28 protein-coding genes and 1 tRNA gene are annotated in these 25,958 nt (G+C 64.6%); 8 read left to right on the forward strand and 21 right to left on the reverse strand.

Annotated features, from left to right (window positions below; all coding sequences use genetic code 11):
* Positions 1–236: 236 nt before the first annotated feature.
* Positions 237–851: a hypothetical protein gene (locus AMK58_RS30525; protein WP_137165206.1), complete on the reverse strand. Its 615-nt coding sequence runs from the start codon at positions 849–851 to the stop codon at positions 237–239.
* 25 nt (positions 852–876) lie between these two features.
* Here AMK58_RS30525 and AMK58_RS30530 point away from each other — a divergent pair, with 25 nt between their 5' ends.
* Entirely contained in the window at positions 877–1,251 is a 375-nt protein-coding gene (locus AMK58_RS30530; RefSeq protein ID WP_137165205.1) for a hypothetical protein, read from the forward strand.
* A gap of 48 nt (positions 1,252–1,299) precedes the next feature.
* Positions 1,300–1,995 (forward strand): hypothetical protein, encoded by a 696-nt coding sequence (locus tag AMK58_RS15400; protein ID WP_035675761.1) that lies wholly within the window; start codon positions 1,300–1,302, stop codon positions 1,993–1,995.
* A 111-nt stretch (positions 1,996–2,106) separates the two neighbouring features.
* On the opposite strand, the gene AMK58_RS15405 is transcribed toward AMK58_RS15400, so the two are convergent.
* The 5 genes from AMK58_RS15405 to AMK58_RS15425 all read right to left on the reverse strand — a co-directional run bounded on the left by AMK58_RS15405 (position 2,107) and on the right by AMK58_RS15425 (position 5,228).
* Positions 2,107–2,622, reverse strand: a complete 516-nt coding sequence (locus AMK58_RS15405; RefSeq protein ID WP_145611146.1) for a hypothetical protein — start codon at positions 2,620–2,622, stop codon at positions 2,107–2,109.
* A gap of 260 nt (positions 2,623–2,882) precedes the next feature.
* Entirely contained in the window at positions 2,883–3,116 is a 234-nt protein-coding gene (locus AMK58_RS15410; RefSeq protein WP_137165204.1) for a hypothetical protein, read from the reverse strand.
* A gap of 12 nt (positions 3,117–3,128) precedes the next feature.
* Entirely contained in the window at positions 3,129–3,485 is a 357-nt protein-coding gene (locus tag AMK58_RS15415) for a hypothetical protein (RefSeq protein WP_035675766.1), read from the reverse strand.
* Entirely contained in the window at positions 3,482–4,201 is a 720-nt protein-coding gene (locus AMK58_RS15420; protein ID WP_059399159.1) for a hypothetical protein, read from the reverse strand. Before AMK58_RS15420 ends, AMK58_RS15415 begins: the two co-directional genes overlap by 4 nt.
* A 94-nt stretch (positions 4,202–4,295) precedes the next feature.
* A complete protein-coding gene (locus AMK58_RS15425; RefSeq protein WP_059399160.1) occupies positions 4,296–5,228 on the reverse strand; it encodes a helix-turn-helix domain-containing protein in 933 nt (310 codons plus the stop codon).
* A 457-nt stretch (positions 5,229–5,685) separates the two neighbouring features.
* Between AMK58_RS15425 and AMK58_RS30535 the strand changes: the two genes are divergently transcribed.
* Positions 5,686–5,853, forward strand: coding sequence for a hypothetical protein (locus AMK58_RS30535; RefSeq protein ID WP_155903515.1), 168 nt, complete (start codon positions 5,686–5,688; stop codon positions 5,851–5,853).
* 62 nt (positions 5,854–5,915) lie between these two features.
* Here AMK58_RS30535 and AMK58_RS15430 read toward each other — a convergent pair whose 3' ends face one another.
* The 13 genes from AMK58_RS15430 to AMK58_RS15470 form a co-directional block, all read right to left on the reverse strand.
* Entirely contained in the window at positions 5,916–6,599 is a 684-nt protein-coding gene (locus AMK58_RS15430; RefSeq protein WP_035675771.1) for a recombinase family protein, read from the reverse strand.
* 226 nt (positions 6,600–6,825) lie between these two features.
* Positions 6,826–7,587, reverse strand: coding sequence for a hypothetical protein (locus tag AMK58_RS15435; RefSeq protein ID WP_137165203.1), 762 nt, complete (start codon positions 7,585–7,587; stop codon positions 6,826–6,828).
* 37 nt (positions 7,588–7,624) lie between these two features.
* On the reverse strand, positions 7,625–8,125 hold the full coding sequence (locus AMK58_RS15440) for a site-specific integrase (RefSeq protein ID WP_035675775.1): 501 nt from the start codon (positions 8,123–8,125) through the stop codon (positions 7,625–7,627).
* 388 nt (positions 8,126–8,513) lie between these two features.
* Positions 8,514–9,050: an AAA family ATPase gene (locus tag AMK58_RS29615; protein ID WP_079285353.1), complete on the reverse strand. Its 537-nt coding sequence runs from the start codon at positions 9,048–9,050 to the stop codon at positions 8,514–8,516.
* A 30-nt stretch (positions 9,051–9,080) separates the two neighbouring features.
* Complete coding sequence (locus tag AMK58_RS30540; protein WP_137165202.1) at positions 9,081–9,881, reverse strand: hypothetical protein; 801 nt, start codon at positions 9,879–9,881, stop codon at positions 9,081–9,083.
* Positions 9,875–10,267, reverse strand: a complete 393-nt coding sequence (locus tag AMK58_RS31970) for a nuclear transport factor 2 family protein (protein ID WP_079285354.1) — start codon at positions 10,265–10,267, stop codon at positions 9,875–9,877. Before AMK58_RS31970 ends, AMK58_RS30540 begins: the two co-directional genes overlap by 7 nt.
* A complete protein-coding gene (locus AMK58_RS30545; protein ID WP_137165201.1) occupies positions 10,236–11,057 on the reverse strand; it encodes a class I SAM-dependent methyltransferase in 822 nt (273 codons plus the stop codon). Before AMK58_RS30545 ends, AMK58_RS31970 begins: the two co-directional genes overlap by 32 nt.
* Before the next feature lie 677 nt (positions 11,058–11,734).
* Positions 11,735–13,483, reverse strand: coding sequence for a DUF6538 domain-containing protein (locus AMK58_RS15445; protein WP_059399161.1), 1,749 nt, complete (start codon positions 13,481–13,483; stop codon positions 11,735–11,737).
* Between the two features lie 113 nt (positions 13,484–13,596).
* A tRNA-Gln gene (locus AMK58_RS15450) sits at positions 13,597–13,671 on the reverse strand.
* A 79-nt stretch (positions 13,672–13,750) separates the two neighbouring features.
* The gene (locus AMK58_RS15455; RefSeq protein ID WP_035675777.1) at positions 13,751–15,850 is read right to left on the reverse strand and encodes a glutamine amidotransferase; all 2,100 of its coding nucleotides are present in this window, start codon (positions 15,848–15,850) and stop codon (positions 13,751–13,753) included.
* Positions 15,847–18,582, reverse strand: coding sequence for a DUF4159 domain-containing protein (locus tag AMK58_RS15460; protein ID WP_059399162.1), 2,736 nt, complete (start codon positions 18,580–18,582; stop codon positions 15,847–15,849). Before AMK58_RS15460 ends, AMK58_RS15455 begins: the two co-directional genes overlap by 4 nt.
* A gap of 168 nt (positions 18,583–18,750) precedes the next feature.
* Positions 18,751–19,650, reverse strand: a complete 900-nt coding sequence (locus tag AMK58_RS15465; protein ID WP_035676918.1) for a DUF58 domain-containing protein — start codon at positions 19,648–19,650, stop codon at positions 18,751–18,753.
* A gap of 10 nt (positions 19,651–19,660) precedes the next feature.
* On the reverse strand, positions 19,661–20,692 hold the full coding sequence (locus tag AMK58_RS15470; RefSeq protein WP_035676917.1) for an AAA family ATPase: 1,032 nt from the start codon (positions 20,690–20,692) through the stop codon (positions 19,661–19,663).
* Between the two features lie 188 nt (positions 20,693–20,880).
* Between AMK58_RS15470 and AMK58_RS15475 the strand changes: the two genes are divergently transcribed.
* The 4 genes from AMK58_RS15475 to AMK58_RS15490 are packed head-to-tail and all read left to right on the forward strand — an operon-like array spanning position 20,881 to position 23,718.
* Positions 20,881–21,453 (forward strand): DUF1285 domain-containing protein, encoded by a 573-nt coding sequence (locus AMK58_RS15475; protein ID WP_035676914.1) that lies wholly within the window; start codon positions 20,881–20,883, stop codon positions 21,451–21,453.
* A complete protein-coding gene (locus tag AMK58_RS15480; RefSeq protein WP_035676912.1) occupies positions 21,450–22,136 on the forward strand; it encodes a CoA pyrophosphatase in 687 nt (228 codons plus the stop codon). The genes AMK58_RS15475 and AMK58_RS15480 overlap by 4 nt, the downstream gene beginning before the upstream one ends.
* Before the next feature lie 12 nt (positions 22,137–22,148).
* Positions 22,149–22,454: a DUF6111 family protein gene (locus AMK58_RS15485; protein WP_035676909.1), complete on the forward strand. Its 306-nt coding sequence runs from the start codon at positions 22,149–22,151 to the stop codon at positions 22,452–22,454.
* A gap of 25 nt (positions 22,455–22,479) precedes the next feature.
* Complete coding sequence (locus AMK58_RS15490; protein WP_035676906.1) at positions 22,480–23,718, forward strand: CCA tRNA nucleotidyltransferase; 1,239 nt, start codon at positions 22,480–22,482, stop codon at positions 23,716–23,718.
* 10 nt (positions 23,719–23,728) lie between these two features.
* Here AMK58_RS15490 and hemF read toward each other — a convergent pair whose 3' ends face one another.
* Together hemF and AMK58_RS15500 are read right to left on the reverse strand one after the other, a co-directional pair.
* Positions 23,729–24,616, reverse strand: coding sequence for an oxygen-dependent coproporphyrinogen oxidase (hemF, locus tag AMK58_RS15495; protein WP_079285355.1), 888 nt, complete (start codon positions 24,614–24,616; stop codon positions 23,729–23,731).
* 20 nt (positions 24,617–24,636) lie between these two features.
* Entirely contained in the window at positions 24,637–25,110 is a 474-nt protein-coding gene (locus AMK58_RS15500) for a tRNA (cytidine(34)-2'-O)-methyltransferase (RefSeq protein ID WP_035676903.1), read from the reverse strand.
* A 256-nt stretch (positions 25,111–25,366) separates the two neighbouring features.
* Here AMK58_RS15500 and petA point away from each other — a divergent pair, with 256 nt between their 5' ends.
* Positions 25,367–25,936: a ubiquinol-cytochrome c reductase iron-sulfur subunit gene (gene petA / locus AMK58_RS15505; protein ID WP_014198445.1), complete on the forward strand. Its 570-nt coding sequence runs from the start codon at positions 25,367–25,369 to the stop codon at positions 25,934–25,936.
* The last annotated feature ends 22 nt before the right edge of the window (positions 25,937–25,958 follow it).

Below are 25,958 nucleotides of genomic sequence, written 5' to 3' on the forward strand. Positions count from 1 at the left end.
CGGTGCCGGTTGCAGGGCTCGAACCCATTTCGCCAAACACCCTTTTATATCAACCGCTTAGGCTGTGGATGAATTTCCGCGTGGACTGTTGCCGTGGACTGCGGCAATGGAGCAACACTAGCCGATTCGGAGCGGAAATCAATAGGTTTGCGTGTTGTATTAGGTGGCGCTCATGTGGTGGCGCACAAACGAGGGGCGGGGCGTTTTTGATGCCCCGCCCCCCTGGTTCACGTTGGTCATTCGTCGTCCGGCTCGATAGGTTCGTTGAGTTTGGTTACGACCCTTTCGATCTCGCTCTCAGTAAGCCCTTCCTTAGCGACATAGACATTATTAAAGCTACCATATAGATACATAATAAAATCCGGATTACTTTCGTATTTTATGTTCATTTTTTGAGCGCATTGTTTCATCAGTATTGTTGCTTCATGAAGTTCGTTTGTTCTATTGCGTATTTTTTTAAAAGCATTCAGTGCCCATTTCGGCCATTCGGGAAAATCCGGGAATGGTGGTGGCCCGAATATTTCCATTAGCTTTTCGCGAAACTCATCTCCAAGCTTATACGAAGCGATAAGCTCTCCTTCAGTGTGAAAAATTGCATCGGGAAGATTGTTGTGTGTTCCTAATGACACAATATTTATCTGTTTTACTCGGCCAAATTTATCCCGTTCTGATCTTACAACGGAGTAATAGGTCTTTCCCTTCGCATCTTTCTTTCGGATATACATCTGCCCCTCTGTCGTGGAAAAAATGTAGTGACAACGCCATAAATTGGCTTGACGGCGTCCGGCGACCTCGTTAGTGCTAACTATGTAGTGACAACGCGGTGATGTCAATGTGCGTTGCAGCTGCATATGCGTACTCACGGAGATGCTGAACATGACCGATCAGGCGAACGAAGCTGAATTCCCGAAGGTATTGCCAGCGAACATGGAGAGATTGCAGAAGTCCAAAGAGGGTTATCGGGCCGGTCAGTTTGAGAAAGGGCGTAGAGCTGGAGCCGATTGGGCGCAGGAAAACGCCGAATACTGCCATCTCCGTGCCATCGCGATGCTGGATGAGGTCGATTTCTACACCATGGCCGATGTCGCAATGGCCGGTTTGAAGGATGAACCGGGCGACTACATCGACGGGAATGACATTCGCAACTTCTGGTGCGACCACGTCGAGACGGGTAATCCCAGCGAACCCTTCGTGGTGGGGTTCGTCAAAGGTGTCGTGGACGTGTTCCGCGCGGTCGAGAACGCGAAGTGATCAAAGGGCGGGGCTTCATGCCCCGCCATTCTTTTGTGGAGAGATGCAATGAAGGCCGCATTTACCCCGCGCACCTTCGTCCGAACGGTGAAGCGGCATGAACAATTCGCCGAGTTCCTGAACTCCGCCCGCGTCACCGATCCGGCCGATGCGGTGCTGGACCGGGCCGACGATTTCATCTGGCGCAACGGCGATGAGGTTGACGCCGCCGTCCAGGCGTGGCGCCGTCGCCTGGACGCGCTCCAGTACCGCTATGGCACCATCGACCAATATGATCTCGACGGCGCCAACCGGGCGATGGCGGCGTTCGCATTGTGCGCCATGGTCGACGGTAAGGGCCGGGGGTGGGCGACGTGGTATCTCGCCTTCTCCGTGATGAACATGCGCATCCAGGACGCGATACGCAGACACGGCAAGTCCTTGATACGCTCCGAGGACATGGGCGTTTGGGGCGGGTTGCCGGAAACGTTCACCGTCTATCGCGGCACGAACTACAACGGCGATACGAAGATGGTTCGCGGCACCGCGTGGTCACTCGACGCTGATGAAGCGATGAAGTTCGCCAACGCTGGCAGGTACGCCGCCAAGGACGGCGCCATCTATGCGCTCGACGTGCGGAAAGATGAGGTGCTGTATTATACGGATAGCCGGGATGAACGGGAAATTATCCTATCCCCTGAGTGGCGAGGGCGCGAGGCACGGCTCTACGCGCGTGCGGAAGAGTTGGTGTTGGCCGCTGAATAACTGATGACCTTGTCGGAATGCAAAGAAGGCCGGGCGGCATTGCCCGGCCTTCTTGTTTTGTGATCAACTCGGTCGACAAGCGCGACAATTCGAGCTTCGCGGCGATGTTGATCAAGCGGCGCCCCGAATGGCCTTCGCCACGTCGGGGTGGCGGGCAGCGTGGTCGAGAAGACCGGCGGTCAATGCCTCGGCGGTCCGGCCGGCCGGTGCCCCGTGCTGGACGGCCAGCGCCCGCAATCCCGCCGCGCCGCGCATCTCAGCGATGCCGGCGAGCTTCATGCGCAGGGCCTCCAGGTCGGGTGGCGGAGTCGGGGCCGGCGTGTCCTCATTGCCCTGGTCTTCGGTCGTGTTGAACACCTCCACGTCCGAGTCGGCGTCCTCAGCGTCCAGGGCGTCCTGGTGCGCGTCGGCCTCGGCTTGCGACATGATGCGTATATCGAAGCGCTCCAGTTCGTCGGTGGCTTCGTCGATGATGCCAACGGCCTCAAGTTCGGCGCGCGCCATCGTGGCGGCGGCGACGATGGCCTTCAGGGCGCTGGCGCCAACGGCGGCCTTCTCGCCGCGCAGGAGCTTGCCGCCCTCAATGATCGCCAGCGCGGCGAGGTTGACCAACTCCGCTCGAACCATGTCAGCGAAGGTCTCCGGGGTTGGCGCCGCCGCCGAGGCCGCAGGGAGGCCGCTGAATGCAGTCTGAGACGCGGCGGGTGCCGAGGGGGCCGGCGAGGCGACGGACGCACCACGGCGAATCCCACGGCGTCGGAGCGCTTGCGAAACAGCCTGCTTGCTGACGCCCGCCGTCGCGGCGAGGTCATCGAGGGACTTCCGGCCCTCGGCGAACGCCTGGAGGTCTTCGTCCGGGATGTCGCGGAACGCCACCGTCCGGCCCTCTACGCCCGGCGCTGCGCGCGCTGGAGCGCGAGCTTGATGCGGTCCACCCCGCGCACGGCCTCGCGCTGCTGGCGCTGCTGCGCGATGGCGAGGATGCGCGCCCGCTCGCGGGCGCGGAGTTCGCCAAGGCGATCAATTTCAGCCTCGGTCAACACGTCGTCGCCCCCGGCGAGGGCGGCTTCCAGGCGCGCCTTCAGCGCCTCCAACTCCGTCTGGTCGGATTTCGACAGCATGTCGGTCATCTCCTACAGCTTCAGACTCGCCGTCAGCTCGCCCATCATGCGGTCAAGCTCCGGGTAGGGTTCGGGATCGGGCAGGGCGGCCTTGAGCCGCAACAGCGCTTCGGCTTCGGCGAGCTGACGCACGCCCTTCCACATCTTGTCCGTGAGGGGGCCGCCGTGATCCGCTTCGAACAAGCGGCGCAACGCCGCATCCTGCGCGCCGGCAGTCCCGCCCACGATGATGCCGGCGGCGATGTTGGAAACCTGCTGACGGGTCCGCCCGAAGATGGCGGCGATGATGTCGGCCCGGATGAAGCCGAATTCCGCGCGGAGGAAACGGATTCCCGCCCGTTCCACCGGGTTGAGATACCGCCCGGTCACGCTGCCAACCCCTTGAGCTTGTCGGCGATGGTGCTCATGCGGGCGACGGCGGCCAGGGCGGCGGCCTGTGCCTCGGCGAACTCGGCGGCCATGTCCGGCAGGACGCGGCAGAGATCACGCTGGAGCTTGAGGCCGGCGAGGCGCTGAGCGGTCGCGGGATCGTCCATGCGGACCAGCGCCGCCTGGAGGTCCGCAGCGAACTTCTCGGCCTGGGAACGGCTCTTGTCGATGCCGGCGACGGCCTTCTCCATGGCGTCCAAGGCCCCCTGGATCGGGGTGCGGTCCAGGAATTCGGTGCGGTCGATCCAGCGTGCGAGCTGGTCGGCGTTTTGAATGGCGCGGGAGGCCGGCGGCATCTGCGCGGCGAGCGTGCGGGCCTGCTCGACGTAGGCGCTGACCGTAGCGCGGTCGTTCGCCATGTCCAGCGGCGCGTCGGCGAGCTTCGCCGCGTCGGCAACGAGCGGCCGGAGGTCGCCGACGCGGCGCGCATGGTCGTCGCGGAAGGTGGTCAGCTCGGCGATGGCATCGCGGACCATGCGCGTCAAGGCAGCGGTCGCCTCGGCCGGCGTCAGGCTCTCGGTGGCGGAGACACGGACCTTCCACGCCGAGATCTGCGACGACGTGGCGGGGTGCAAGCCGATACCGGCGATGAAGGGGGATTCGAAGAAATGATGATGGTCGATGGTGCCGATGATGGGGCTGTGAACGAAAAACACGATCTTCTCCAGGGCTATAACGCTGGATAAGATCCTAGGCCGTGACTTGCGTTAAGTCAAATCACGGCCAGATAGACGTGTATGTTTACTTATATTAGGCGATCATTCTTGCCGCTTCATAGAATTTGTCGGTGCCAAATTCATTTATCTTGTTGTGCCAAGCATCTTGATTGACGAGATCGGTATTATGGAGATTCAAGACGCCGGCGAGAAAGTCGCGCTTGGGAGCGGCCGGATGGTCGGCCGGCAACCCGGCGAGGGATGCAACGAACTGCTGAAGGTCCGGCCGGGCCGGGGCGGGCGGCGCCAACGAGAGAGAGGCCGGGTGCGGCGCAGCCGCACTCAAGTTCGGGCCGGCGGGATGGTTCCCGTCTTTCGAGGCCGGCGGATTTCCCTTCCCTTCCTCCGGTCGTGAAACCTTCCCATCGCCGGGCGCGAAGCCGCCCGGCGATGTCGCCCGCGCAGCGGGCGCCTCGCCGCTCGAATCTTCGTCAGAAGATTCGTTCTTTCTTCCTTCTTCCTTACTTCTTGACCCCACCGGCCGGTGGGGTTGGTCGCCCCCGCCGATGGGGTTGGTACCCCCTCGGCCGGTGGCGTTGATCGGGTCGTCGCAAGCCAACCGGCCGGTGGGATTGGTCGGTGATGTGCGGGGCCGCGACTGGCGCGCCAGCGCCGTATTCGGCCAATCGGATTCCGGGGCGAAGTTGTAGCGGTTGCCCCCACCCTTGCCAGCGACGGTCGGCATTCGGTGACTGCGGACGAACCAGCGATAGGCGGTGAGTGTCCGGCTGACGAACTTCTCGGTATAGCCGGTGATCTCGGCGACGGTTTCCTGCGACGGATTGCACTGGCCGGTCTCGTTGCTGTGATAGTGGAACATCAGCATGGAGAGGACGTGCCTCTCGGCCGGCGTCGGTTTGGCGACATCGAGGAAGCGCTTCCACAGCGCCTCCTTGGACTTGCGGTCCATCGGCCGGTCGTGAAGGTGCTTCGGTCCGGCCGGGGCGCCGGGGGTCTTCGTAGGCATGGCTATACGCTCTCCGCGGTTAGGGGGAGCGCAGGGAACTTGTGCGACAACAGTCCAGGCGGTAGAATCCGCGATAACATCATCGACGGGTGGTGTCGCAGCGTTGCACCGCTGCGCGGACGATGGCGGCCCGGCAAGGCCGCCATTTCCATTTGTACCCTATCTCATTCGAGCCAAATACGACAAGCGCGCTGTTGGGCGGGCGTGCAACCGGCTGGTGCGGCGCCGTACGTTGACCGATTCCGCGCGTCGCACAATGGGGGGAGGGGATCAGCGCGCCGCGGGGTCCGTTTTTTTTGGTCCTGCTGGCGTGCTCGAAGGACAAATAAGCACTTCCTTTAATAAGTAAGCGCTTAGTAAATCAAACATGGCGCAATTGATGTAAATTTCTCTTGATGATGGCATGGCGAAAGATGTACCTCTTTGGCGCAGCATCGCGACGAGGAGTCATACAGCTATGGCCGAATATGTGATCCGGGTGCGGGACGTGAGCTTGGATGATCTATCCCTCACTGAGCGCGTCGAATTCTTCTCGTTGCGGCTCCAAGAGGGCGTGCAGTCGATGGCCGGCGCGGAGTTGCTGAGCGTCGATGGCGTGGCCTTCGAGGGGTTGACGACCGCCTAGTCAACGGGCCGGGTCAACATGGCAATACGGGGCGCGGTCGGACAGGCCGCGCCCTCCGTCTTTCAGGCTGAGCGCAGGATCAGGTTGCGCACCGTCGTGGGCTGCCACTGTCCCCCGCGTTTGGTCGGCACGCCCTCTGCGTTCAGTCGGCCGGCGATGGCGTTGTAGCTGGCGCCCTTGGTGTGCATGGCGCAAATGCGGGCGATCAGCGCCTTTTCGTCGGCGTTCTCCACCAGTCGCCCGTCAACGGTATCAAAGCCGAGGGTAGGGCGGCTTACGACCTTCCCCTGCGCCTTCATCGACCGCATGGTGTCGCGGGTGCGTTCGGCGATGGCTTCCCGCTCCCATTGCGACACGCTCGCCAGCACATTGAGAACGAGCCGGCCGGCGGCGGACCGGGTGTCGATGCTGTCGGCGACAGACAATAGCGCGGCCTTCTTGCCCTCGGCGAAGTAGCGGTCAATCAGCTCACCAAGGTCGCGGACGGAGCGGGTGAGACGGTCGAGCTTCGGGACCAAGAGGGCCGTCGCCTCGCCGGCGTCAAGCATGGCGAGGGCGCGGGTGAGGCCGGGCCGCTCCAGGGTCTTCGCCGACACACCCGCGTCTTCGATGATCTCCACCAGCTCCAGGCTATGGAGCCGAGCGTACAGCTCGACCTTTTCCCGCTGCGTGGCGAGGGAATGGCCGTTGTCAGCTTGGTCGGTCGAGCTGACCCGGACATAGGCGACGACGCGGGTGCTAGTCATGGTGGCGACTCCGATCTCAGGCGTTCAGCTCCGATACCGTGAGTCTGCCTTTGCACATGGGCTTGCACAAGGGATTTCTTGCACATGGGACCGCTTATGCATGAAAAAGTAAGATTGATTCGTTGGCACGGAATTTGCTCGAGTGCGCTGCTGTTGTGGTCGACTCTCTCGTCAGGTCCGTCTTCACCGTCACCCACCGCGGCGCCCCCGAAACAGTGGACTCACGTCAGGCTTTCAGCACGAACAGGGCAGCACGAATTAGTAAAATGACCGATAGTACCAATCCCAAGGTATAGAACAGCCAGCAAAATCCCCGCAGTCCAAGCTTCGATGCATCTAGGTCCGCGTCGAAGAACTCCAGGTCTTCGCGGACATTGACGACGCTCCGCTCTACAGAGGTTAGCACAACATTGACCGTCTTCGCGCCCTCGAAGGCAGGCTTGCGATTGAACTCCTTCGGACACCCAACGGCGAACGTCAGGAGGGCGAGCGACAGGAAGAATGCGATGAAGAAGGAAATCTTCGTATTGAGTGGCAGCTTCGCTCCACGAAGCAACTCAAGCTGAAGCGGGTTCTCTACGATGAAATATGCTGCAATGGGTATTGCCGCCATGGCTACGTACGAGATCCGGGCAACCCGCTGGTCGCCGAAATTGCGCAGTTCGACCCACGAAGGGATGCGGAATATGAGGGCGAGAAAGCCGCCCTTATCGGTAAACGCCACGACCGCGTAGGAGGCGGCCACGTAGATTATGTTGAGCGCAACCACTAAAACAATCCAATGCAAATGCGGCAGCTCAAAATTAAAAGCTCCATTCAGTGATTTGCTTGTAAATGTCGAAGCTATTGAGCCAATTAGGGACAAAATTACAGCAACGATATTGGACAATCCAAACCCAATAGACTTTGCGGTCTTTATATGTTCTGTCTCAACGCGGGTATGTTTTTTTTCTTCTTGTGACTTGCCTTTGATTTGCTGGTCGTCCATTATGGCATCCCCGTAGAAAAATGGAGCTAACCCTTTCCTAGATAACCTTCGCTTTGCAATGGGTTTGGGGTAGCAGAAGAGCGTCAATGTCAGGGTAGATGATCGTGTCTACAGCTGCCGTCAGGTCCGACAAGTCCGCACCCTTGTTGTACCGGCCCCGCTCTCCAGGCACTTCATGCCCATCCAGTTGGTTGATGATGTCCGGGTGAGCTTTTGCCCGGACCAACGCCGTGATGGCGTTGTGCCGGAAGGTGTGGAAGTCCACCCCCTCTATCCCGATGGCCTCCCGGTAGCGGGCAAACCATTTGCCGAAAATAAAGCCGTATTGTTGTGCGATACCACCGGGCGCCAGCTCGGGCCAGAGCATCGTGTCGCCCTTGCGCCGCCTTTCGGCGACGTACTCGCGAAACCCAAGCTCCAGGGCGACGCGATGCAGGGGCACCTTGCGGACGGCCGCAAGCGGCTCGAGCTGCCGGCCGGGCGCTTTCCCTTCGCCGCTGCTGTTGTCGGCGTGGACGTCCGTATAGCCATGACACAAATCTTCCTTGAACCCGGAGACATGTGCTGCCGGAATTGGAGCGATTCACCGGATGCATAGCGGTTCAAGTATATTGGTTGGGCCTGTCGCCGAATCGTCGAGGTGGTGCCAGTGCGTAACTGGTGGCAGGTTGCGATCGGCCAAGCAGCCCGTGATAGCGTTATAAACCGACAAGCATCAAGGCTTCATGCGCACTATCGTCCGCATCAGCGATTGCATGGGCATGCCGCGCTCTGCCGTTTAGGTAATAGCCCGCGGCAGAGCAACATAATCCCTGAACCCTCAAAAAATCCTTTCAGTTGATAGAAGAGCGGACATCGAATGGGGTGTTCGATCAGGAGAAATCTTATGCCTTGAATGTAAATTGGAAACTATAACTACTGAACAGTCAGCGGAACAAAACAGGCGCAACGTTATTCATGATGACCTTTTCTAGTTCTGTTAAAATTCCGTCGTTGACTATTTCAATATCTGCTGCCTTCCTAATGTCAAGAGCATCTCTTTCGATAGGCGTCGTCAGAATATCATTAAACGAGCGTATATAGAGATCGCGTCTGCGCGCGAGGCGCTCATCAAGGATTTGGGGGGAGCAATGGATGTAGATGATATAGAATGCGTCAAAGCTTTTTCTCAATTTATGCAAGATTGGAAGGCGACGGATGCCATCGAAAACGACTTCTTTATCGAGAAACGACTTTCGTGCGAGCATATTAGCAAACAGCTCACCTCCTTCGAGGTGAGCTAATTCGCTTCCTACTTTTTGAAGAGTTGGGCGGTCTGTCGCAAATCCATTTGTCATGCAATATTCACGCACGACTGATCCGGCAGAAACGAGTCCTCTGGTTGTGTCGGCGAGAAATTTGCTTGCGGTTGTTTTTCCGCACCCAGAAACACCGCAAACAGCAACTCCAGTGCGCCCGTTCATGTTTACCGAACTCCACAAAAGTCTTGACCGCTATTTGACTTGTTGAAGGACTTGGAAGAGGGTTCTGGTTTCATCGGTCTCGCGGATAATGAGCATTCTTCTCGGAGGAGCTGATGACGCATTCGGGTTCTGTCTCCCTTTGATCAGGTAGAGAAAGACTCTGTGCTCAGGATATTCGATGAACGAGAAGTGTGCGCGCAGAGAGCTGCTATATGCGAAACTTGCTGAATAATCCGAAAATAGCTGTCCAAGGGCCTCTCTGACCTGATTCTCAGCCTTGTAGCTAACAAAATTTATCGCCCCTTTTCTACAAAGTTCGCGAGTAGTCTTTTGTATGTTCGCGCCAGAAACAAAGTTATAGGCGCGGTCTATCCAGCTAATGCTATCGTTTTTCATAAGCCAACTAAAGTCTCCGGAATAAACTCGGACGCTTCTTGCCCCCTTGTAGTATGAAGCCATAAGCTTGATTTCATTTCGCCAGAAATAAAGTGGAACCAATGATATTCCGCTATTTTCCGGCTTCCTGACCCGGATAACACCAAACACAGTTAGAATTATTCCTGCAACGGTAATGACGGCGAAACATACATTCAGCAGTTGATCTATCGCTGAAAGATACTCGCCGCTTGTTCTGGGCGTGCCCTTTATGCCGGTGGTGCTGTCTAGCCACGCATTGAGGAAGGGGATCCAGTAACTTGATGTTGGAACAGTTTGGGAAAAAGCCCCGCGCGCGTCAAGAAGTAGAAATAACATAGCAATGGCTACTACCACGGCTATCACGCAGATGATATTGATGGACCAAACTAAGCCCCTTTTTAAGAGTTCTAACATGTTTCCTCTGCTCCGTCGGTGGATTTAATATAGAACTCCGATAGCCTCTTTACGCGGCTACATCCCTCTAGACACATGAGTCCGCGGACAAGATTGTGCTCTCGCTCTTCCGTGTCTATGAAATCCGCGCGAAACCAGCATACTCTTACCCAGCGAGAGCGAAGTATGGTATACCACGTCACGTGGAGAGACTTCTGTCGGCACGAGTTTCGTTTCCAGTAGCTCGAAATATCTCCTAGACCACGATAGACTCTCCTCTTATTTAGCACGTGGTAGGTAGCGTCGGGAGTGAACAGCCTTAAGATCGCGTCTTCATCGTGCGCCCTCCATGCACAAAAATAACGGGTAAGAAGATCATCTCCTCTGAACCACTGCAACATTGACATCTAGCTGTTTATCTCCCACAAAACTCACAAGGCTATTGGGAACCTTTACGCTGGCTGACGCATAGTTCACACTAAATGACTTTGGTATATTTCTGAGAGCTCCTAAAACTTCTCCATAATCGACAAAAATTCCGCACTCTCCGATAAGAGTATCCCATCTTATGCTAGCGAATTCAGGCATTTGCTCACACAGAAAATATGAAAAAATCCTTATTCCGCGTGTTTTTTCTTCTGTAAAGTAGTTGCTAGCGTCACCGTGCTCATAATCAATGTTGATTCCAATGATGCTCGATATTTTTTTTCCAATTGACTCTTGTTCGATTGATCTATCTACTACTATGACTTTGCTATCTGGGTGATAGTGCTTCCACATCGTGCCAAATGGACCGGCACCTCCGCCAACATCGTAAACCACCTCTGAATGTAGCAATTGCAGAGCTGAAGCTACCACCGCGCACTTTGATAGATTTTTTGGATAGTACGCTTTATTAAAGTCAATCGCATTGTCCTTGTAATCATGGATGTTCAACGAAGACCAGCGCAGCTTTTTAACTTTTCTCTTGAGCGCAATCGTCTTGGCTTCCTGAGAAGCAAGCTCTGGCCATTCTATATACACTTTGCTCAAGGTGTCCGATACAAAGTCGAATGCTTCATGGATCTGCAAGTTGGACAAGTCCGCTAACAGCGCAGCCAATGGTGAGTTTGGCGCGGACGATGCTGATTGGCGGGCCGATGCAGGAGGATTGCGGACAGCCCCTTCGGTGCCACAGGCTGTGCTGGCAACCATCATCGATCCGTTGGTCGCACATAGTGCGTGTGCTGGAAAATCATTCCTATGGTTTCTAACCACCTTGAAGCTTGCTCCCTGTCAGGGATGTTCCATGTTCGGTCGGAGTGGGAGATTAGCAGATCTTTCGCGCCCGTCACGTACGGCGCTAATACAGCCCGTAGCCCTAACGTCCATGCGCCAGGAAATACAGATCCGGGGCCATTATCCGCCGATGCATCGGCGCTGATAGGGCGAATCGCGCAGCGGGTTATGTCCTACAAGGATGCTCGCACGGTCTTCGCCAGCACGGAGGCCACCAACTTCGGACCGAGCCAACGCCAATTGAACCACCAAAAGGTGGAACAGTTTGAGACACTCAGGAAACCGAACACGTGGCGCAGAGAGACGAGCTCCGCAGCAAGTCTTCCAAGCCGCGGTAGTTCCGGCGCGGGTGTTCCTTCACGAGCAAGGCGGCGAACAGGCTGAAGGGGCGGTAGACAGGATGGGCGTTTTTGCTCGGACGCACGGGAAGCGCGCGGTGCGCCACAGCGTGGGCGAGCCGCGCAAAGCACAGCAGCTGATTTCCCATGATGCCCGTCGGTTGGGCACCACCCTATCAGTCCGGGAGGCTCTCGACAAAGCAACGCTATCTAAGAGCGCGGATCAAAACCTCGGTTTCCTGGCCCCAAGCCATTGATTTAGCTCGGCCCAAGGGAGGTTTTGATCCGCGCTCTAAGATGTTCTAGACGTAGGCCGGGGTAGGTCAGCCGATTGAGCGCATCGGCGAGTTGGGGGAGGGGGTAGCCCTTGGAATAGCGGTGCGTCTCCGAACCGTTCCCCTCATGGCCGACCAGATCGCGGATGATCGGCTCCGCTACCTCGGCCCGCTGCAACCCGGTGATCGCGGCATGACGAAATCCGTGAACGTCCAGATCGGGGATGCCCACCGCATCAAAGTACCGGCTCAGCTTCTTCGTCGGATAGAAGCCAAAGCGCTTGTCCGGGCCTCCCGGTTGGAGTTCGGGGAACAGCCGCTCCACCTTGGCCCGCCGCTGCTGCTCGACGTAGCGCAGGAACCCGACGCCGACCAGTTCTTTGTGGACGGGGACACGGCGCACGGCTGCTGCGGTCTTCAGCAGCTTTCCCCCGGCTGGTGTGATGTCAAAGAAGGCAATGCCGGAATCAGTCTGAACGTCCTCGACGCGCAACGCGGCGATCTCCTCCAAGCGCATCCCGGAGAACACGGCGATCAGCGGTATCCAGAACAGCGCGTCGCGCAGCATGAGCGTGCCGGGAGCCGACCGGCGAGCCTCCGATTTGCAGCCGGTCCAGATCGGGGAGGCGAACAGCTTGTTCAGCTCTGGTGCTTCCCATGCGGCCCGCTGCTCCCGTGCGCGGCGGTCCTTTTTGTAGCGGAAGGCGCGAGTCACCGGGTTATCGTTGATATGGCCCCGGTCCCGGCACCAGCCGAAGAATCCCGATAGGGCGATGGTGTGCTTCTGCACCGTCCGGGCCGTCACCGGATCGACGGACGGATTGGCGGCAGTGTAGGCGGCCAGCTCCTTGAGAGTCTTGCCGCGGAGGACTGTGGATTGGCCGTAGGTCGAAGGGATCTGCTGCAACGCCTCGACCCACCGGCCAATGTCGGCGCGCGCGTAGGCGTTCACCGGCTTGTCGCCCAAGAAGCCCGAGAACAGCTCATAGAAGCGCCGGTACTGGTGTTCGGTGCTGCCCCGCCATTCCCCGGCCCGGTTCTTCTCGGCGGTGTAAGAGGCAACGGCAGTCGAGAACAGAGGCGCCTCTGGCGCGGATTTGGTCGGCGCCGTCGTTTCGGCTGGTGGCGGGGTAGGCACCTCTACCCGCACGATGACGGGCTCCGGCTTCTCGATGAACGCCGGATCGGAGGGGGCGGCCGAGTAGTCGCCCTTCAATCGCGCGAGATGGATTTCGGCGGCCTGGGCGCTGGCGCGCAGAATCATGCGGCACAGGTCGCGATAGGCCGCTTCTTCACCTTCCCAATGCTCAATGCCGGCGTCTGCCAACAGGCGATCGGCGATGGCGCTGGCCGCGGGCCATTGGTTGTCGGCCAGCATGACGCGTGTCGACTCGCGATCATCCTCGGCCAGTTGCCTTTCGTGAGCAGCACGGGCGCTATCGCCCGGCGGTATGGCCCGAAGGCGTTCCTCATACTCTGCCGTCGTGCTGGAGAACCATCGGCGGGCCAGCTCGGTCACTTCATCGGGGGAGAGGTGGAGATTCCGGGAAACCATGCTGAACAACTCGTCGGATCGTGCGGCCAGCGCCCGCGCCTTCGCGCGGGCAGCTCGCGGGCCAAGGTCGCCGAGCGAGATTGCCAGTTCCGACCGGCCGAAACGAGGGATAAGGCTCTGGGGGATACGGCGCCGGAACACCATCCGGTCGCCCTTGCGCTTGAGATAGGAAGACATAGCGCCTCGGGGGCGAATGTGACCCTTCGTGTGGCCCCTTTTGTGGGCCACACGGGTTTCGCCGACTGCAAAGCCCGGAAATCGCTAAGCGATTGAAATACTTAGGAGGAAGATGGCTGGGGCGCCAGGATTCGAACCTGGGAATGGCGGTACCAAAAACCGCTGCCTTACCGCTTGGCGACGCCCCAACCGAACGGCGCGATCAGCGCCGGAAGGGTCGGGACCATAAGCGGAAACCCGACCCGATTGCAACAGCTTCGTTGACCCTTACCGCCCCTCGCGACGCCACGCCATCAACAGCGCTCCCAGCGCCAGGGCCAGCACCGCGGCCACCGGAAGCAATGGCACCTCCGACACCCCCGTCACCGTGAAATCGCCGTTGGCGCGCAGGCCGATCCAGTCGTTGCCGGTCTGTGTCCGGTCGGGGCGGGTGCGGCGCACGTCAATGCCGGGGCGCACGCCGCTCTCCGTGTCGGAAATCCAATGCACGCCGCCGCCGGTTTCGTCGGCGACGCCCGACAGGCGGTCGCCGGTGGAGCGCACGTCGGCCAACTCCGGCGGGTTGACGGCGCCCACCACGGCCAGGGCCGTGCGCTCGCCGTCGGTGATGCGGTAGATGCCCGGCTCGCCGGCGACCACGGTGGCGCTGGCGCGGCCCGTGCGGTCCTCGGTCATCTCCAGAGTCCGGGTCTCGTCGGAGGGGGTGGTCAGGGTGATGCTGCGCGGGTCGGGCTCCAGGGAACGGCGCTCCACCGTGATGCGGTTGCCGTCCACATGGGCGCGCAGATCGTTCTCCTCCAGCTCCGGCTCCTTCATCAGCCAGTGGGCGAGGCGGCGCAGAAGCTCGGCCTGCGGGCCGCCGCCCTCGAAGCCGCGGCTCCACAGCCACATCTGGTCGGATGCCAGCTGCGCCACCCGGCCTTTGCCGACGCGGTCGAGGATCAGCAGCGGGCGGTCGTCCGCCCCGTTCATCACCACCGCGCCATTACCCGGCACGACCTCCACCTGATGGAACCAGCGGCCCCAGCTCGGCTCGCCGTCCGGGCGGTCGCCGGGCAGGCCGGCGGTCACCGGGTGGCGGCGGCCGACCTCCGTCACGGTCGGCTTGAAGGGGCGGTCGATGGCCTGGCCGGTCGGCTCCGCCGGCATCACCTGGCCCAGCGGCGTGCGGAACAGCGACAGCGGCGTGGCGTAGCCCTGGCCGGACGCCTCCAGCAGGGCGCCGCCCTTCTGCACGTACTCGGCGATGTTCTCTAGATACATCTGCGGCAGCACGCCGCGCCGGCGGTAGCGGTCGAAGATGATCAGATCGAACTCGTCCAGCTTGATCTCGAACAGCTCGCGGATCGGGAAGGCGATCAGCGACAGCTCGCGGATCGGCGTGCCGTCCTGCTTCTCCGGAGGGCGCAGGATGGTGAAGTGGACGAGATCGACCGACGGGTCGGCCTTCAGCAGGTTGCGCCACGTCCGCTCGCCGGCGTGCGGCTCGCCGGACACCAGCAGGACGCGCAGGCGGTCGCGCACACCGTTCACCACCACGGCGGTGCGGTTGTTGGCGAGCGTCAGCTCCTGCCGCGCCGCCTCGACCTCCATCTCCAGCACGTTCTGGCCGCCGTGGTTGACCGGCAGCTCCATGTGGAAGTCCTGGCCCACCGGCACGCGGATGGTGCGCGGCGGCCCGCCGTCCTGACGCAGAGTCACCGCCGCATCGGCCGATTGGCGGCGCGGCATGTCGTCCACCCGGATGGTCAGTTCCACCGGTTTGCCGACGAGGCCGTAGGCCGGGGCCTGAACGATGGCCAGACGACGGTCGCCCTCGTCGCGGTTGCCGGTCAGCAGCGTGTGCACCGGGCCGATCTCGGCCAGCCGGGCGAGGTTCTCCGGAACGTCATGGACCTGCCCGTCGGTGATCAGCACAGCCCCGGCCATGCGGCGGCGGGGCACGTCGGCCATGGCGCGGTTCAGCGCGTCGAACAGGTGCGTTTCGTTGATGGCCGAGGCACCGGATTCCGCGTCCCCGGCGCGGACCACCCGCAGCTCCAGATCGTCGAAGGCCTTCAGCCGCTCGGCCAGGCGCTCCAGCTCGGCTTCGGCGCGGGCGCGGCGGTCGCCGATGTTCTGGCTGGGCGAGGCGTCGAGCACGACGACGGCCACGTCCTTGATCGGCTCCCGCTTCTCCTGCACCAGCGACGGGTTGATCAGCGCGAGCGCCAGCACCGCCACCGCCAGGGCGCGCAGCCAGACGCCGCGCGCCCGGCGGAAGACGGCCAGAGCCAGGATCGCCAGAGCCAGCACGAGCAGCGGCACCAGGAAGACCCAGGGCAGCAGCGGCGCCAGAGCGATGGAGGTTCCGTCAAGCAGGGTCACTGGCCGAGCCTCTCAAGGATCGCGGGCACATGGACCTGATCGGCCTTGTAGTTGCCGGTCAGCGCGTACATGACGAGGTTGACGCCGAAGCGGTAGGCCATCTCGCGCTGCCGCTCCCCGCCGGGGACGACGGCATAGAGGGGCTGGCCGTTGCGGTTCGCCGCCCAGGCGGCGGCCCAGTCGTTGCCGCCGATCAGCACGGGGGACACGCCGTCGTTGGCGCGGCCTTCGCGCGCTTCGATCCACAGATTGCCGCCGTTGTAGCGGCCGGGAAAGTCGTTCAGCAGGTAAAAGGACTTGGTCAGCACGTGGTCGGGCGGCACCAGGGCCAGCGGCGGGATGTCCAGCCCCTGCACCATGCCCTGGAGCGCCTGGTTGCCGCCGACGGCACCCGCCGACTGGTCGCGCGTGTCGAACAGGATGGTGCCGCCGTTGCGCATGTACTCGTTCAGCCGGGCGCGGGCGTGGTCGGTCAGGGCGCGCTGACCGCCGGACACCGGCCAGTAGAGCAGGGGGTAGAAGGCCAGCTCGTCGCTTTCCGGATCGACGCCCACCGCCCCGGCGGCCTCCACCGCGGTGCGGCGGGTCAGCACGTCCACAAGGCTTTCCAGCCCGGCGCGGGAGGTGTCGTCCACCGTGCCGTCCCCGGTGCGCACATAGGCGAGGTAGGTCTCCGCCGTCACCTTGGTCGATTGCGCGTCGTCGGCGCGGGCGGGGGTCCAGGGCGCCGCCGCCATGGGGAGCGCGGCGCCCAGCGTCAGCAGGACAGCGGCGGCGGCCCCGGCCCGGCGGCGCTTGCCGCCAAATCGCCAGCCTCCGAGCAGGCCGCGCAGCATCAGGGCGATCAGCAGGTCGATCATGGCGAGCGACAGCGCGATGCCGAGCAGCGCCGGCTTCAGCGCCACCTCGCCCCGCGTGCCGTAGGGGCCGCGGGCGACCCCGCCGGGCATGGCGCCCAGCGGCTCGATCCGGGTCAGCGTGGCGGTCAGGTTGAGGGCGCGGCGGGCCTCCTCGGTGCCGTAGAAGCCCGGCGGGTGGCGCGGGCCGATCACGTCGGCCCCGGCGTCCCCGGCGATGGGGAAGGCGGCGGCCGGCGGCGGCACCAGCCGGCCGAAACCGTCCAGCACCTCCAGCGGCTCCAGCGTGCCGCCATGGGCGCCGCCGGCGACGCCGCCGCTCAGCGTCACCAGACGGCGCAGCATGTCGACGAACAGGCCGGACATCGGCAGGTTCGACCATTCCGGGCTGGCGGTGGTGTGGACGAGCACGATGTAGCCGTCTCCGCGCTTTTCCGAGGTGACCAGGGGCGTGCCGTCCTGGAGCCGCGCCCAGGTGCGGTCGGCGAGGTCCAGCGCCGGCTCGGCCAGCACCTGCCGCGAGACGGCAACGTCGTCGGGGATGTGCAGGCCGGCGAAGGGGCTGCGGCCGTCGAAGGGCTGGAGCTTTGCCGGCTCCGACCAGGACAGGGCGCCGCCCAGCGCCCGGTCGCCCAGGCGCAGGCGCACCGGCACCAGACGGTCGGGGTTCTGGGCCAGCCGCGGCCCGGCGAAGCGCAGCAGCACGCCGCCCTTGCGCACCCAGTCCTCGATGGTCTGGGCCTCCTGCCCGGTCAGGGCGCCGATGTCCGACAGCACCAGCACGGCGAGGTCGCGCTTGAGAAGCTCGTCCGGCTCGCCGCGGCGCACCTCGTTGTAGGGGGCCAGCGCCCGTTCCAGATAGTGCAGGTCGGACAGCAGCGGCTGGTTCTCGCCGCTGGCTCGGCCCGAGGCCAGCCCGACCGGGCGGCGGCGCCAGCGCTCGTCGAGCAGGACGGTGGCCCCGGCGGTGGTGTCGTTCTCCACGCGCAGGCTGGCGGCGTCGTTGCGCAGCTCCGCCGGCACCTCGAAACGCACCTCGCGGGTGAGCTGCCCGGCGTCGAAGGCAACGGGCTGGCGGGTCAGCAGACGGCCGTCGGCGCCGGACAGGCGCACGGTAACGCTTTCCGGACGGGAGGCGTCGGCACGCACCACGCGGGCGGACAGGCCGGCGCCCTCCGACGATGGCGGGAGCAGCAGGTGGGGCGGCTTCTCCGCGGAATCGTCGAGGATTTCGAGGGAGCCCATGCGCTGCAGCGTCTCGGCGAGGCCGCGGGCGGTGCGGTCGCCGATGCCGTCCGACAGCCAGACGGTGTGGGCGGAGCCGCGTGCGGCGAGACCGCGCACCGCTTCCAGCGCGCCGGCGCGGTCGGTTGGCCAGGGGTGGGGCTCCAAGGCCTGGATCAGGCGGCGGGCTTCCGAGGCGGGCAGGGGCGGGCTGGCCTTCACCGCCTCGCCCCCGGCGGGCCGGGCGGTCGGCAGAAGGACGACCGGGCGGTTCTGCCGTTCCGCCTGCGACACCAGCTCCTCCATGGCGGCGCGGCGGCTCGTCCAGTCGCGGCCCGACGCCCAGCCGTTGTCCACCAGAAGCAGCAGCGGACCGCTGCCCGGCAGGGCGGCGCGCGGGTTCAGCAGCGGTCCGGCCAACGCCAGGATCAGCAGCGCGGCGACGATCAGGCGCAAGATCAGCAGCCACAACGGTGTGCGGGCGGGAGTCTCCTCCCGCGCTGTCAGGTCGCGCAGCAGCCGGATGGCGGGGAAGCGCACCACCCGCGGGGCCGGCGGCGTGACGCGCAGCAGCCACCACAGCACCGGCAGGACGGCCAGGGCGGCCAGCACCCACGGGACGGCAAAGGCGATCGGTCCGAAACCCAGCATCGGCGTCTACGCTGTTGGAGGATGATAGGTATGGCGATTCAGTGGGCCGGCCCCCTCCCTAACCCTCCCCCTCTTCGAGGTGGAGGGAACGGGTGCGGCGATGCCCACGATTCCCTCTCCCGCGCAGCGGGGGAGGGTTAGGGAGGGGGCCGAGGGCGCCCGCCCCACCTAAACCGCCTCGCGCGCCAGGGCGCCCCACAGCCCGAGCAGGGCGGTCTGGGGCGGCCGGTCGGTGCGGTGGACGGCGTAGGTCCAGCCGGCGGTGCGGGCGAGCGCGTCCAAACCGTCCTGGTGGGCGCGCAGCCGCTCCAGATAGGTCTCGCGCACCGCCTCTACGCGGGGCACCAGCAGTTCCTCCTCGCCTTCGAAGCCTTCGAACTCGACGCGGCCCTCGTAGGGCAGGGTCTCCTCCGCCGGATCGAGGATCTGCAGCAGATGCCCGCGCACGCCGCGCCCGGTGAGCGCCGACACGGTGGCGTGGATCTCCGGCAGCGGCGACAGCAGGTCGCCGACCAGGACCACCTGGGCGTGGCGGGGCAGCGGTTCGGGCTGCGGCAGCGCGTCGGGGGAATGGGCGTTGCGCGGGTCGGTCATCTGACCGGCCATGCGGTTCAGGGCGAACTTGCCATGGTCCGGGCGCTGGCCGGAGTTCAGCAGGCCCACCCGTTCGCCGCCGCGCACCAGCAGCACCGCGATGGCGAGGGTCAGCAGGTCGGCGCGCTCCCGCTTGGTCGGCAGGCCGTTGACGGAGCGGTAGTCCATGGACGGCGAGCGGTCGCGCCACAGCCAGACGGTCTGGGCGGCCTCCCACTCGTTCTCGCGCACATAGACGGGCTGGGCCTTGCCGGATTGCCGCCAGTCGATCATCTGCGGCGAGTCGCCGGGCTGGTAGCGGCGGAACTGCCAGAAGGTCTCGCCCAGCCCGACGCGGCGCCGTCCGTGCACGCCCTGCGCCACCGTGGAGGCGACGCGCTCCGCCGCGACCAGAAGCGGCGGCAGGGTGGCGGCCAGCCCCTCCGCGCGCTGCTGCGCCCGCAGGGTGGTGGCGCCGAGGGTGGGGGAGGCCATAGGCGGGTCCTTACGACAGCGGGGCGCAGAGGCGGTTGATGATGTCGTCCAGCGTGATCCCATCCGCCCGCGCCGCGAAGTTCAGCGCCATGCGGTGCCGCAGCACGGGCTTCGCCAAGGCCACCACGTCGTCCAGCGACGGCGCCAGCCGCCCGTCCAGCACCGCGCGGGCGCGGGCGGCGAGCATCAGTGCCTGGCTGGCGCGCGGGCCGGGACCCCAGGCGACGTGGCGCTGCACCTCCGGCAGGTCGGTCGCCTCCGGACGGCCCCGCCGCACGAGGTCGAGGATGCCGTCCACGACGCCCTCGCTGACCGGCACGCGGCGGACCAGCCGTTGCGCGACCTGGAGGTCGGCGGGGGAGAGCACCGTCACCGCCTGCTCGTCCGCCGAGCCGGTGGTGGCGATCATCATCCGCCGCTCGGCGTCGCGGTCCGGGTAGTCGACGTCGATCTGCATCAGGAAGCGGTCGAGCTGGGCTTCCGGCAGCGGGTAGGTGCCTTCCTGCTCCAGCGGGTTCTGGGTGGCCAGCACGTGGAAGGGCTGGGGCAGGGCGTGGTAGTGGCCGGCGACCGACACGCGCCGCTCCTGCATCGCTTGGAGCAGGGCGGACTGGGTGCGCGGGCTGGCGCGGTTGATCTCGTCGGCCATCAGAAGCTGGCTGAACACCGGCCCCGGAATGAATCGGAAGGAGCGGCGGCCCTGCTCGTTCTCTTCCAGCACCTCCGACCCCAGGATGTCGGCGGGCATCAGGTCGGGCGTGCACTGGATGCGCTTCTCGGCGAGGCCGAGCACGGTGCCCAGCGTCTCGACCAGCCGCGTCTTGGCGAGGCCCGGCACGCCGATCAGCAGCACGTGGCCGCCGGCGAGGAGCGTGATCAGCGTGAGGTCGATGACCTCCTGCTGGCCGAAGATGATCCGGCCGATGCGGTCGCGGACATGGGTCAGCCGGCCGCCCAGCGCCTCAATCTCCGCCATGAGCTGGTGCGGATTCTCGCCGGCGGGAAAGCTCTGACTCGGATTGGCGGCGTCGGTTGCGCTCACGTCTCTGCTCCCGTTAAGACCATGCACTCGGTGGGCAATCATGTCCGCCCCATCATGACAACTGGGGTCGAAACGGCCATCGTGGCAAATCCGCCAGTCCGGACCTATGTGACGAGTATGGCGAAATTACGTTGCGCGGCCAGTTCCCTCTGTGCCCCTCAGGCCCGAAAAAGACGAGAAGGCTAGCGATGAAGGTCGGCAATGACGGGGCGAATGACAAGCGCCCAAATGATGCGCGTCCGGGTGGCGGGAGCGGCGACGGCCTGCCCCTGACTGCCAGGGAGCAGCGGTTCGACATCCGCATCGCCCGCGACGGCACCTGGTACCACGAGGGCGACCCGATCCGGCGGATCGAGCTGGTCAAGCTGTTCGCCACCGTCCTGCGGCGCGACGAGGCCGGCGACTTCTGGCTGGTCACCCCGGTCGAGCGCGGGCGGATCGAGGTCGAGGACACGCCGTTCGTCGCCGTGGAAATGGCCGCAAGCGGAAGTGGCGACGAACAGGTGTTGTCATTCCGTACAAATTTAGACGAATGGGTTGAATGCGGGTCGGATCATCCGATCAGAGTTGTCCACAATCCTGAAAATGGCGAACCGACGCCCTATATCCTCCTAAGTAACGGGCTCGAAGCGCGAATTCTTCGTTCGGTCTACTACGAATTGGTGGACCGGGCCGACACGCGCGGCCATGATGGTGAGGCTGAGGTGGGGGTATGGAGCAAGAAGGTCTTCTTCGCGCTGGGCAGGCTGCCTGGCGGGTGAGTCTCGACGAGGTCCGCAAGCGCTTTCCGGGAAGCGCCGCCGCCGGCCTGCGCCCGGTGAAGGTGCGCGGCGACCATGATCTGAATCCCGGCTTCGAGCCCTCGCAGGGCAAGCTGCGGGAGGCCGCCGTCCTGGTGCCGCTGGTCGACCGGCCGGAGGAGCCGACGGTGATCTTCACCCAGCGCACCGCCAACCTGACCGCCCATGCCGGGCAGATCAGCTTTCCCGGCGGGCGGATGGAGAGCGAGGACCGCGACCCGGAGGACACCGCCCTGCGTGAAACCGAGGAGGAGATCGGGCTGGCGCGCGACCGCATCGAGGTGCTGGGGCGTCTCGACACCTACGTGACGCGCACCGGCTTCCGGGTGACCCCGGTGGTCGGGCTGGTGCGCCCGCCCTTCCAGGTGACTCCCGACCCGACCGAGGTGGCCGAGGTGTTCGAGGTGCCGCTGGCCGCCATCCTCGACCCGACCAACCCGCAGCGCCACAGCCGCGAGTTCCAGGGTGCACAACGCTATTTCTACGCCTTCCCCTACCAGCAGCGCTTTATCTGGGGGGCGACGGCGGGGATGCTGGTGAATCTCTGCGATGTTCTGCGCGCCGAGGGGCTGGGCGAGGGGCTGGGGTGTGACGGCCTTGGAAGTGATCGCCTGGGCGACCTGCCCGCCGGCGGACCATCGTAGGGCGGCGGCGCGGTGCTGCGGATTTTCCTGACGGTCATCCTGCCCCTCGTCCTGCCCACGGCCGGTTACGCCCTGTATGTGCTGGTCGTCGAGCGTCGCCGCCGCGAGGCGGAGGAGGCGCACATCCCGGCGCCGTGGTGGGCGACGGCACCCTGGCCCTGGCTGATCTTCGCCGGGGTGGCGGCGATGGCCGTGACTCTGGGCTCCGTCGCCCTGACCAGCGGGGTGGCGCCGCACACGCCCTATACGCCGGCCCATGTCGAAGACGGGCGGGTGGTCGGCGGTGGGCCCTCTGGCAGCGGGCCGTCTGGCAATTGAGCGTCTTGCGGGCTAGCCTGCCGCCATGACCGTCAACGCCCGCATCGCCCCCCAGCCCTGGATGACCGCGCCCGAGACGCGCGCCGTGTTCGACGCCCTGGCCGCCGGAGGGGCTGACGCGCGCTTCGTCGGCGGCTGCGTGCGCGATGCGTGGCTGGGCCGCAAGGTCAAGGACATCGACATCGCCACGCACGCGCCGCCGGAACGGGTGATGGCGCTGCTGAAGGCCGCGGGCATCGGCGCCATCCCCACCGGGATCGAGCACGGCACCATCACCGCCGTGGTCGGCAAGGCCCATTACGAAATCACCACGCTGCGCCGCGACGTGGAGACCTTCGGGCGCCACGCCCGTGTCGAGTTCACCGACGACTGGCGGGAGGACGCGGCCCGGCGCGACCTGACCATGAACGCGCTGAGCTGCACGCTGGACGGCTGCGTCTACGACCCTTTCGGGGGGCTGGCGGACATGGCCGCCGGGCGGGTGCGCTTCGTCGGCGACCCGAGGCAGCGCATCGAAGAGGACGTGCTGCGCCTGCTGCGCTTCTTCCGCTTCCACGCTCATTACGGGCGCGGCGCCCCGGACGCGGCGGCTCTGGCCGCCTGCGCGGCGATGGCCCCCCGCCTGCCCACCCTGTCCGGGGAGCGGGTGCGAGGGGAGCTGTCCCGCCTGCTGGCGGCGCCCGATCCGGCGTCGGCCTGGGATCTGATGATCCGTCTCGGCGTGATGGCCCATCTGCTGCCAGACGCGGTCCGCACCGCCCGGCTGGATGGGCTGGTCCGGCTGGAGCATGACCTGGACGAGCCGCCCGACGCGGTCCGCCGCTTCGCCGCAGTGCTGGACACCGACCGGGCGGGGGCGCTGGCCGTGGCCCAGACCCTGCGCCTGTCCAACGCCGACCGCGACCGCCTCGCCGCCCTGACCGAGCCGCCGATGGCCGTGTCGCTGTCGGACGGTCGTGTGAAGCGGCGGCAGGCGCTCTACCGGCTGGGCGACGCCGGGCTGTACCGCGACCTCGTGCTGCTGGCGGCGGTGGACGCGCCTGGACCGGTGGCGCTCGACGCGGTGAAGGCGGCGCTGGCGACCGCCGAGGATTTGCCGTCCCTGGTCCTTCCCATCGCCGGGCGCGACCTGCTGGCCATGGGGATGCCGCGCGGCCCGGCGGTCGGCGCGCTGCTGAAGCAGGTCGAGGCGTGGTGGATCGCCGAGGACTTCCGTCCGGGACGGGACGAGTGTCTGGCGGAGGCGAGGCGGCGTCTGGGGTGAAGCGCCGCCGTTACGGCCACTTCACCTCGGGCGGCATGCTCATCAGGATGGCCTCGGTGTTGCCGCCGGTCTTCAGGCCGAAGGTCGTCCCGCGGTCGTAGAGCAGGTTGAACTCGACGTAGCGGCCGCGGCGGATCAGCTGGTGCTCGCGCTGCTCCGGGGTCCAGGGGCGGTTCATGTGGCGGCGGACCAGGGCGGGGAAGACCTCCAGGAAGGCCAGGCCCACGTCGCGGGTGAAGGCGAAGTCGGCCTCCCAGTTCCCGGAATCCAGATTGTCGTAGAAGATGCCGCCGACGCCGCGCGCCTCGCCCCGGTGCGGCAGGAAGAAGTAGCGGTCGCACCACTCCTTGTAGCGCGCGTAGCAGGTCGGGTCGTGCCGGTCGCAGGCGTTGCGGAAGGCGGCGTGGAAGTCGGCGGTGTCCCGATCGTCCGGGACCATCGGGGTCAGGTCGGCGCCGCCGCCGAACCAGCCGAGGCTGGTCACGATGTGGCGCGTGTTCATGTGGGTGGCCGGCACCAGGGGCGAGCGCATGTGCGCGACGAGGCTGATGCCCGACGCCCAGAACCGCCCGTCCTCCGCGGCGCCGGGGATGTTCGCGCGGAACTCCGGGCTGAAGGTGCCGTGCACCGTGGAAACGTTGACTCCCACCTTCTCGAACACGCGGCCGCGCATCACCGACATCACGCCGCCGCCGCCCTCGCCGCCGCCATGGTCGGGGCGCTGCCAGGGCTTGCGCTCGAAGCGGCCCGGCGGCAGGTCGGAATGGGTGCCGGTCAGTTCGTCCTCGATCCGCTCGAACTCGGCGCAGATGCGGTCGCGCAGTTCGGTGAACCAGGCGCTGGCCTGGGCCTGACGGGCGGATCTGATGTCCATGGCGTCGGTGGGCGAGGTGGTCATGGGCGGGCGTCCGGCGTCGGTCAGGGCGAAGGAAGGGGCGAGAGTCTGGGCAATGCGGCCGTCTGCCGCAGGGCCTCACCCAACACCATCGCGGCACTCAGCGCAACATTCAGCGACCGGGCGGGCGGCATCAGGGGGATGACCAGCCGGGCGTCGGCCGCTGCGTGCACCTCGTCGGGCACCCCGGCGCTCTCGCGCCCGACCATGATCCGGTCGTCCGGGGCGAAGGCGAAATCGGTGTAGGGAACGGCGCCGCGGGTGGTCAGCAGCACCAGCCGCCCGCCCTGCGGCAGCGCCCGGTAGGCCGCCCAGGAGCTGTGCCGGACCAGGGAAAGCTGGTCGATGTAGTCCATGCCGGCTCTCCGCAGCTTGCGGTCGTCCAGAACGAAGCCGCAGGGCTCGATCAGGTCCAGAGGCACCCCGAGTCCCGCCGCGAGACGCATCAGAGTGCCGGCGTTCTGGGGGATGTCCGGTTCGAAGAGAACGAGGCGCATGAAATTCCCTTTTGGTTCAGCGATGTCTAATGGTGCACTGCAAAGCGCGACAAGTTGTCCCGATGACAAAACCTTTTCAAGGCGTTGCCGCGACTGTATACCGCACCCCGGATACCCGGGAGATACAACCCCGGTCGACGCGGCGCGCACCCACCCACCCAGTGAGCGGACATGCCCGTCAAGTCGTGATAAACACTGGTCCACGTGTCATAGGGCGCTTCGGCGCGCCGCGTATGCCTTGAGGAGATTAACGCTTATGGCTCAGACCACGCATCCGCCCGGGACGGGTGGCCACGCGGCCCCCGGCGGCGAGGGGGCTTCCCGCCGTGATTTTCTCTACCTCGCCACCGGGGCCGTGGGTGCCATTGGTGTCGCGTCGGCCGTCTGGCCGTTCATCGACAGCATGAACCCGGCCGCCGACACCCTCGCGCTGGCTTCGATCGACGTGGATCTGGCCCCGGTCCAGGAAGGCCAGGCGATCACGGTCACCTGGCGCGGCAAGCCGGTCTTCGTCCGCCACCGCACGGCGAAGGAGATCGAGGAGGCGCGCACCGTCAACCTCGGCGAGCTGCGCGACCCGGCCGCCGACGACGCCCGCGTCAAGAAGCCGGAATGGCTGATCGTCGTCGGCATCTGTACGCACTTGGGCTGCGTGCCGCTGGGGCAGAAGCCGACCGATCCGCGCGGCGACTACGACGGCTGGTTCTGCCCGTGCCACGGCTCGCACTACGACACCGCAGGGCGCATCCGCAAGGGTCCCGCCCCGGCCAACCTCGTCGTTCCGCAGTACGCTTTCACGAGCGACACCGCGGTTCGGCTCGGCTAAGCGGCCCTTAAGGTTCTGGAGA

It is taken from the genome of Azospirillum brasilense (assembly GCF_001315015.1).
In the GTDB taxonomy this organism is placed as follows: Bacteria; Pseudomonadota; Alphaproteobacteria; order Azospirillales; family Azospirillaceae; genus Azospirillum; species Azospirillum brasilense.

Coding starts and splice junctions, on each gene's coding strand:
- AMK58_RS30525 (WP_137165206.1), bottom strand. CDS start 851: ATGCAGCTGCAACGCACATTGACATCACCGCGTTGTCACTACATAGTT.
- AMK58_RS30530 (WP_137165205.1), top strand. CDS start 877: ATGACCGATCAGGCGAACGAAGCTGAATTCCCGAAGGTATTGCCAGCG.
- AMK58_RS15400 (WP_035675761.1), top strand. CDS start 1,300: ATGAAGGCCGCATTTACCCCGCGCACCTTCGTCCGAACGGTGAAGCGG.
- AMK58_RS15405 (WP_145611146.1), bottom strand. CDS start 2,622: ATGGTTCGAGCGGAGTTGGTCAACCTCGCCGCGCTGGCGATCATTGAG.
- AMK58_RS15410 (WP_137165204.1), bottom strand. CDS start 3,116: ATGCTGTCGAAATCCGACCAGACGGAGTTGGAGGCGCTGAAGGCGCGC.
- AMK58_RS15425 (WP_059399160.1), bottom strand. CDS start 5,228: ATGCCTACGAAGACCCCCGGCGCCCCGGCCGGACCGAAGCACCTTCAC.
- AMK58_RS30535 (WP_155903515.1), top strand. CDS start 5,686: ATGGCCGAATATGTGATCCGGGTGCGGGACGTGAGCTTGGATGATCTA.
- AMK58_RS15430 (WP_035675771.1), bottom strand. CDS start 6,599: ATGACTAGCACCCGCGTCGTCGCCTATGTCCGGGTCAGCTCGACCGAC.
- AMK58_RS15435 (WP_137165203.1), bottom strand. CDS start 7,587: ATGGACGACCAGCAAATCAAAGGCAAGTCACAAGAAGAAAAAAAACAT.
- AMK58_RS29615 (WP_079285353.1), bottom strand. CDS start 9,050: ATGAACGGGCGCACTGGAGTTGCTGTTTGCGGTGTTTCTGGGTGCGGA.
- AMK58_RS30540 (WP_137165202.1), bottom strand. CDS start 9,881: ATGTTAGAACTCTTAAAAAGGGGCTTAGTTTGGTCCATCAATATCATC.
- AMK58_RS31970 (WP_079285354.1), bottom strand. CDS start 10,267: ATGTCAATGTTGCAGTGGTTCAGAGGAGATGATCTTCTTACCCGTTAT.
- AMK58_RS30545 (WP_137165201.1), bottom strand. CDS start 11,057: ATGATGGTTGCCAGCACAGCCTGTGGCACCGAAGGGGCTGTCCGCAAT.
- AMK58_RS15445 (WP_059399161.1), bottom strand. CDS start 13,483: ATGTCTTCCTATCTCAAGCGCAAGGGCGACCGGATGGTGTTCCGGCGC.
- AMK58_RS15460 (WP_059399162.1), bottom strand. CDS start 18,582: ATGCTGGGTTTCGGACCGATCGCCTTTGCCGTCCCGTGGGTGCTGGCC.
- AMK58_RS15465 (WP_035676918.1), bottom strand. CDS start 19,650: ATGGCCTCCCCCACCCTCGGCGCCACCACCCTGCGGGCGCAGCAGCGC.
- AMK58_RS15475 (WP_035676914.1), top strand. CDS start 20,881: ATGAAGGTCGGCAATGACGGGGCGAATGACAAGCGCCCAAATGATGCG.
- AMK58_RS15490 (WP_035676906.1), top strand. CDS start 22,480: ATGACCGTCAACGCCCGCATCGCCCCCCAGCCCTGGATGACCGCGCCC.
- hemF (WP_079285355.1), bottom strand. CDS start 24,616: ATGACCACCTCGCCCACCGACGCCATGGACATCAGATCCGCCCGTCAG.
- AMK58_RS15500 (WP_035676903.1), bottom strand. CDS start 25,110: ATGCGCCTCGTTCTCTTCGAACCGGACATCCCCCAGAACGCCGGCACT.
- petA (WP_014198445.1), top strand. CDS start 25,367: ATGGCTCAGACCACGCATCCGCCCGGGACGGGTGGCCACGCGGCCCCC.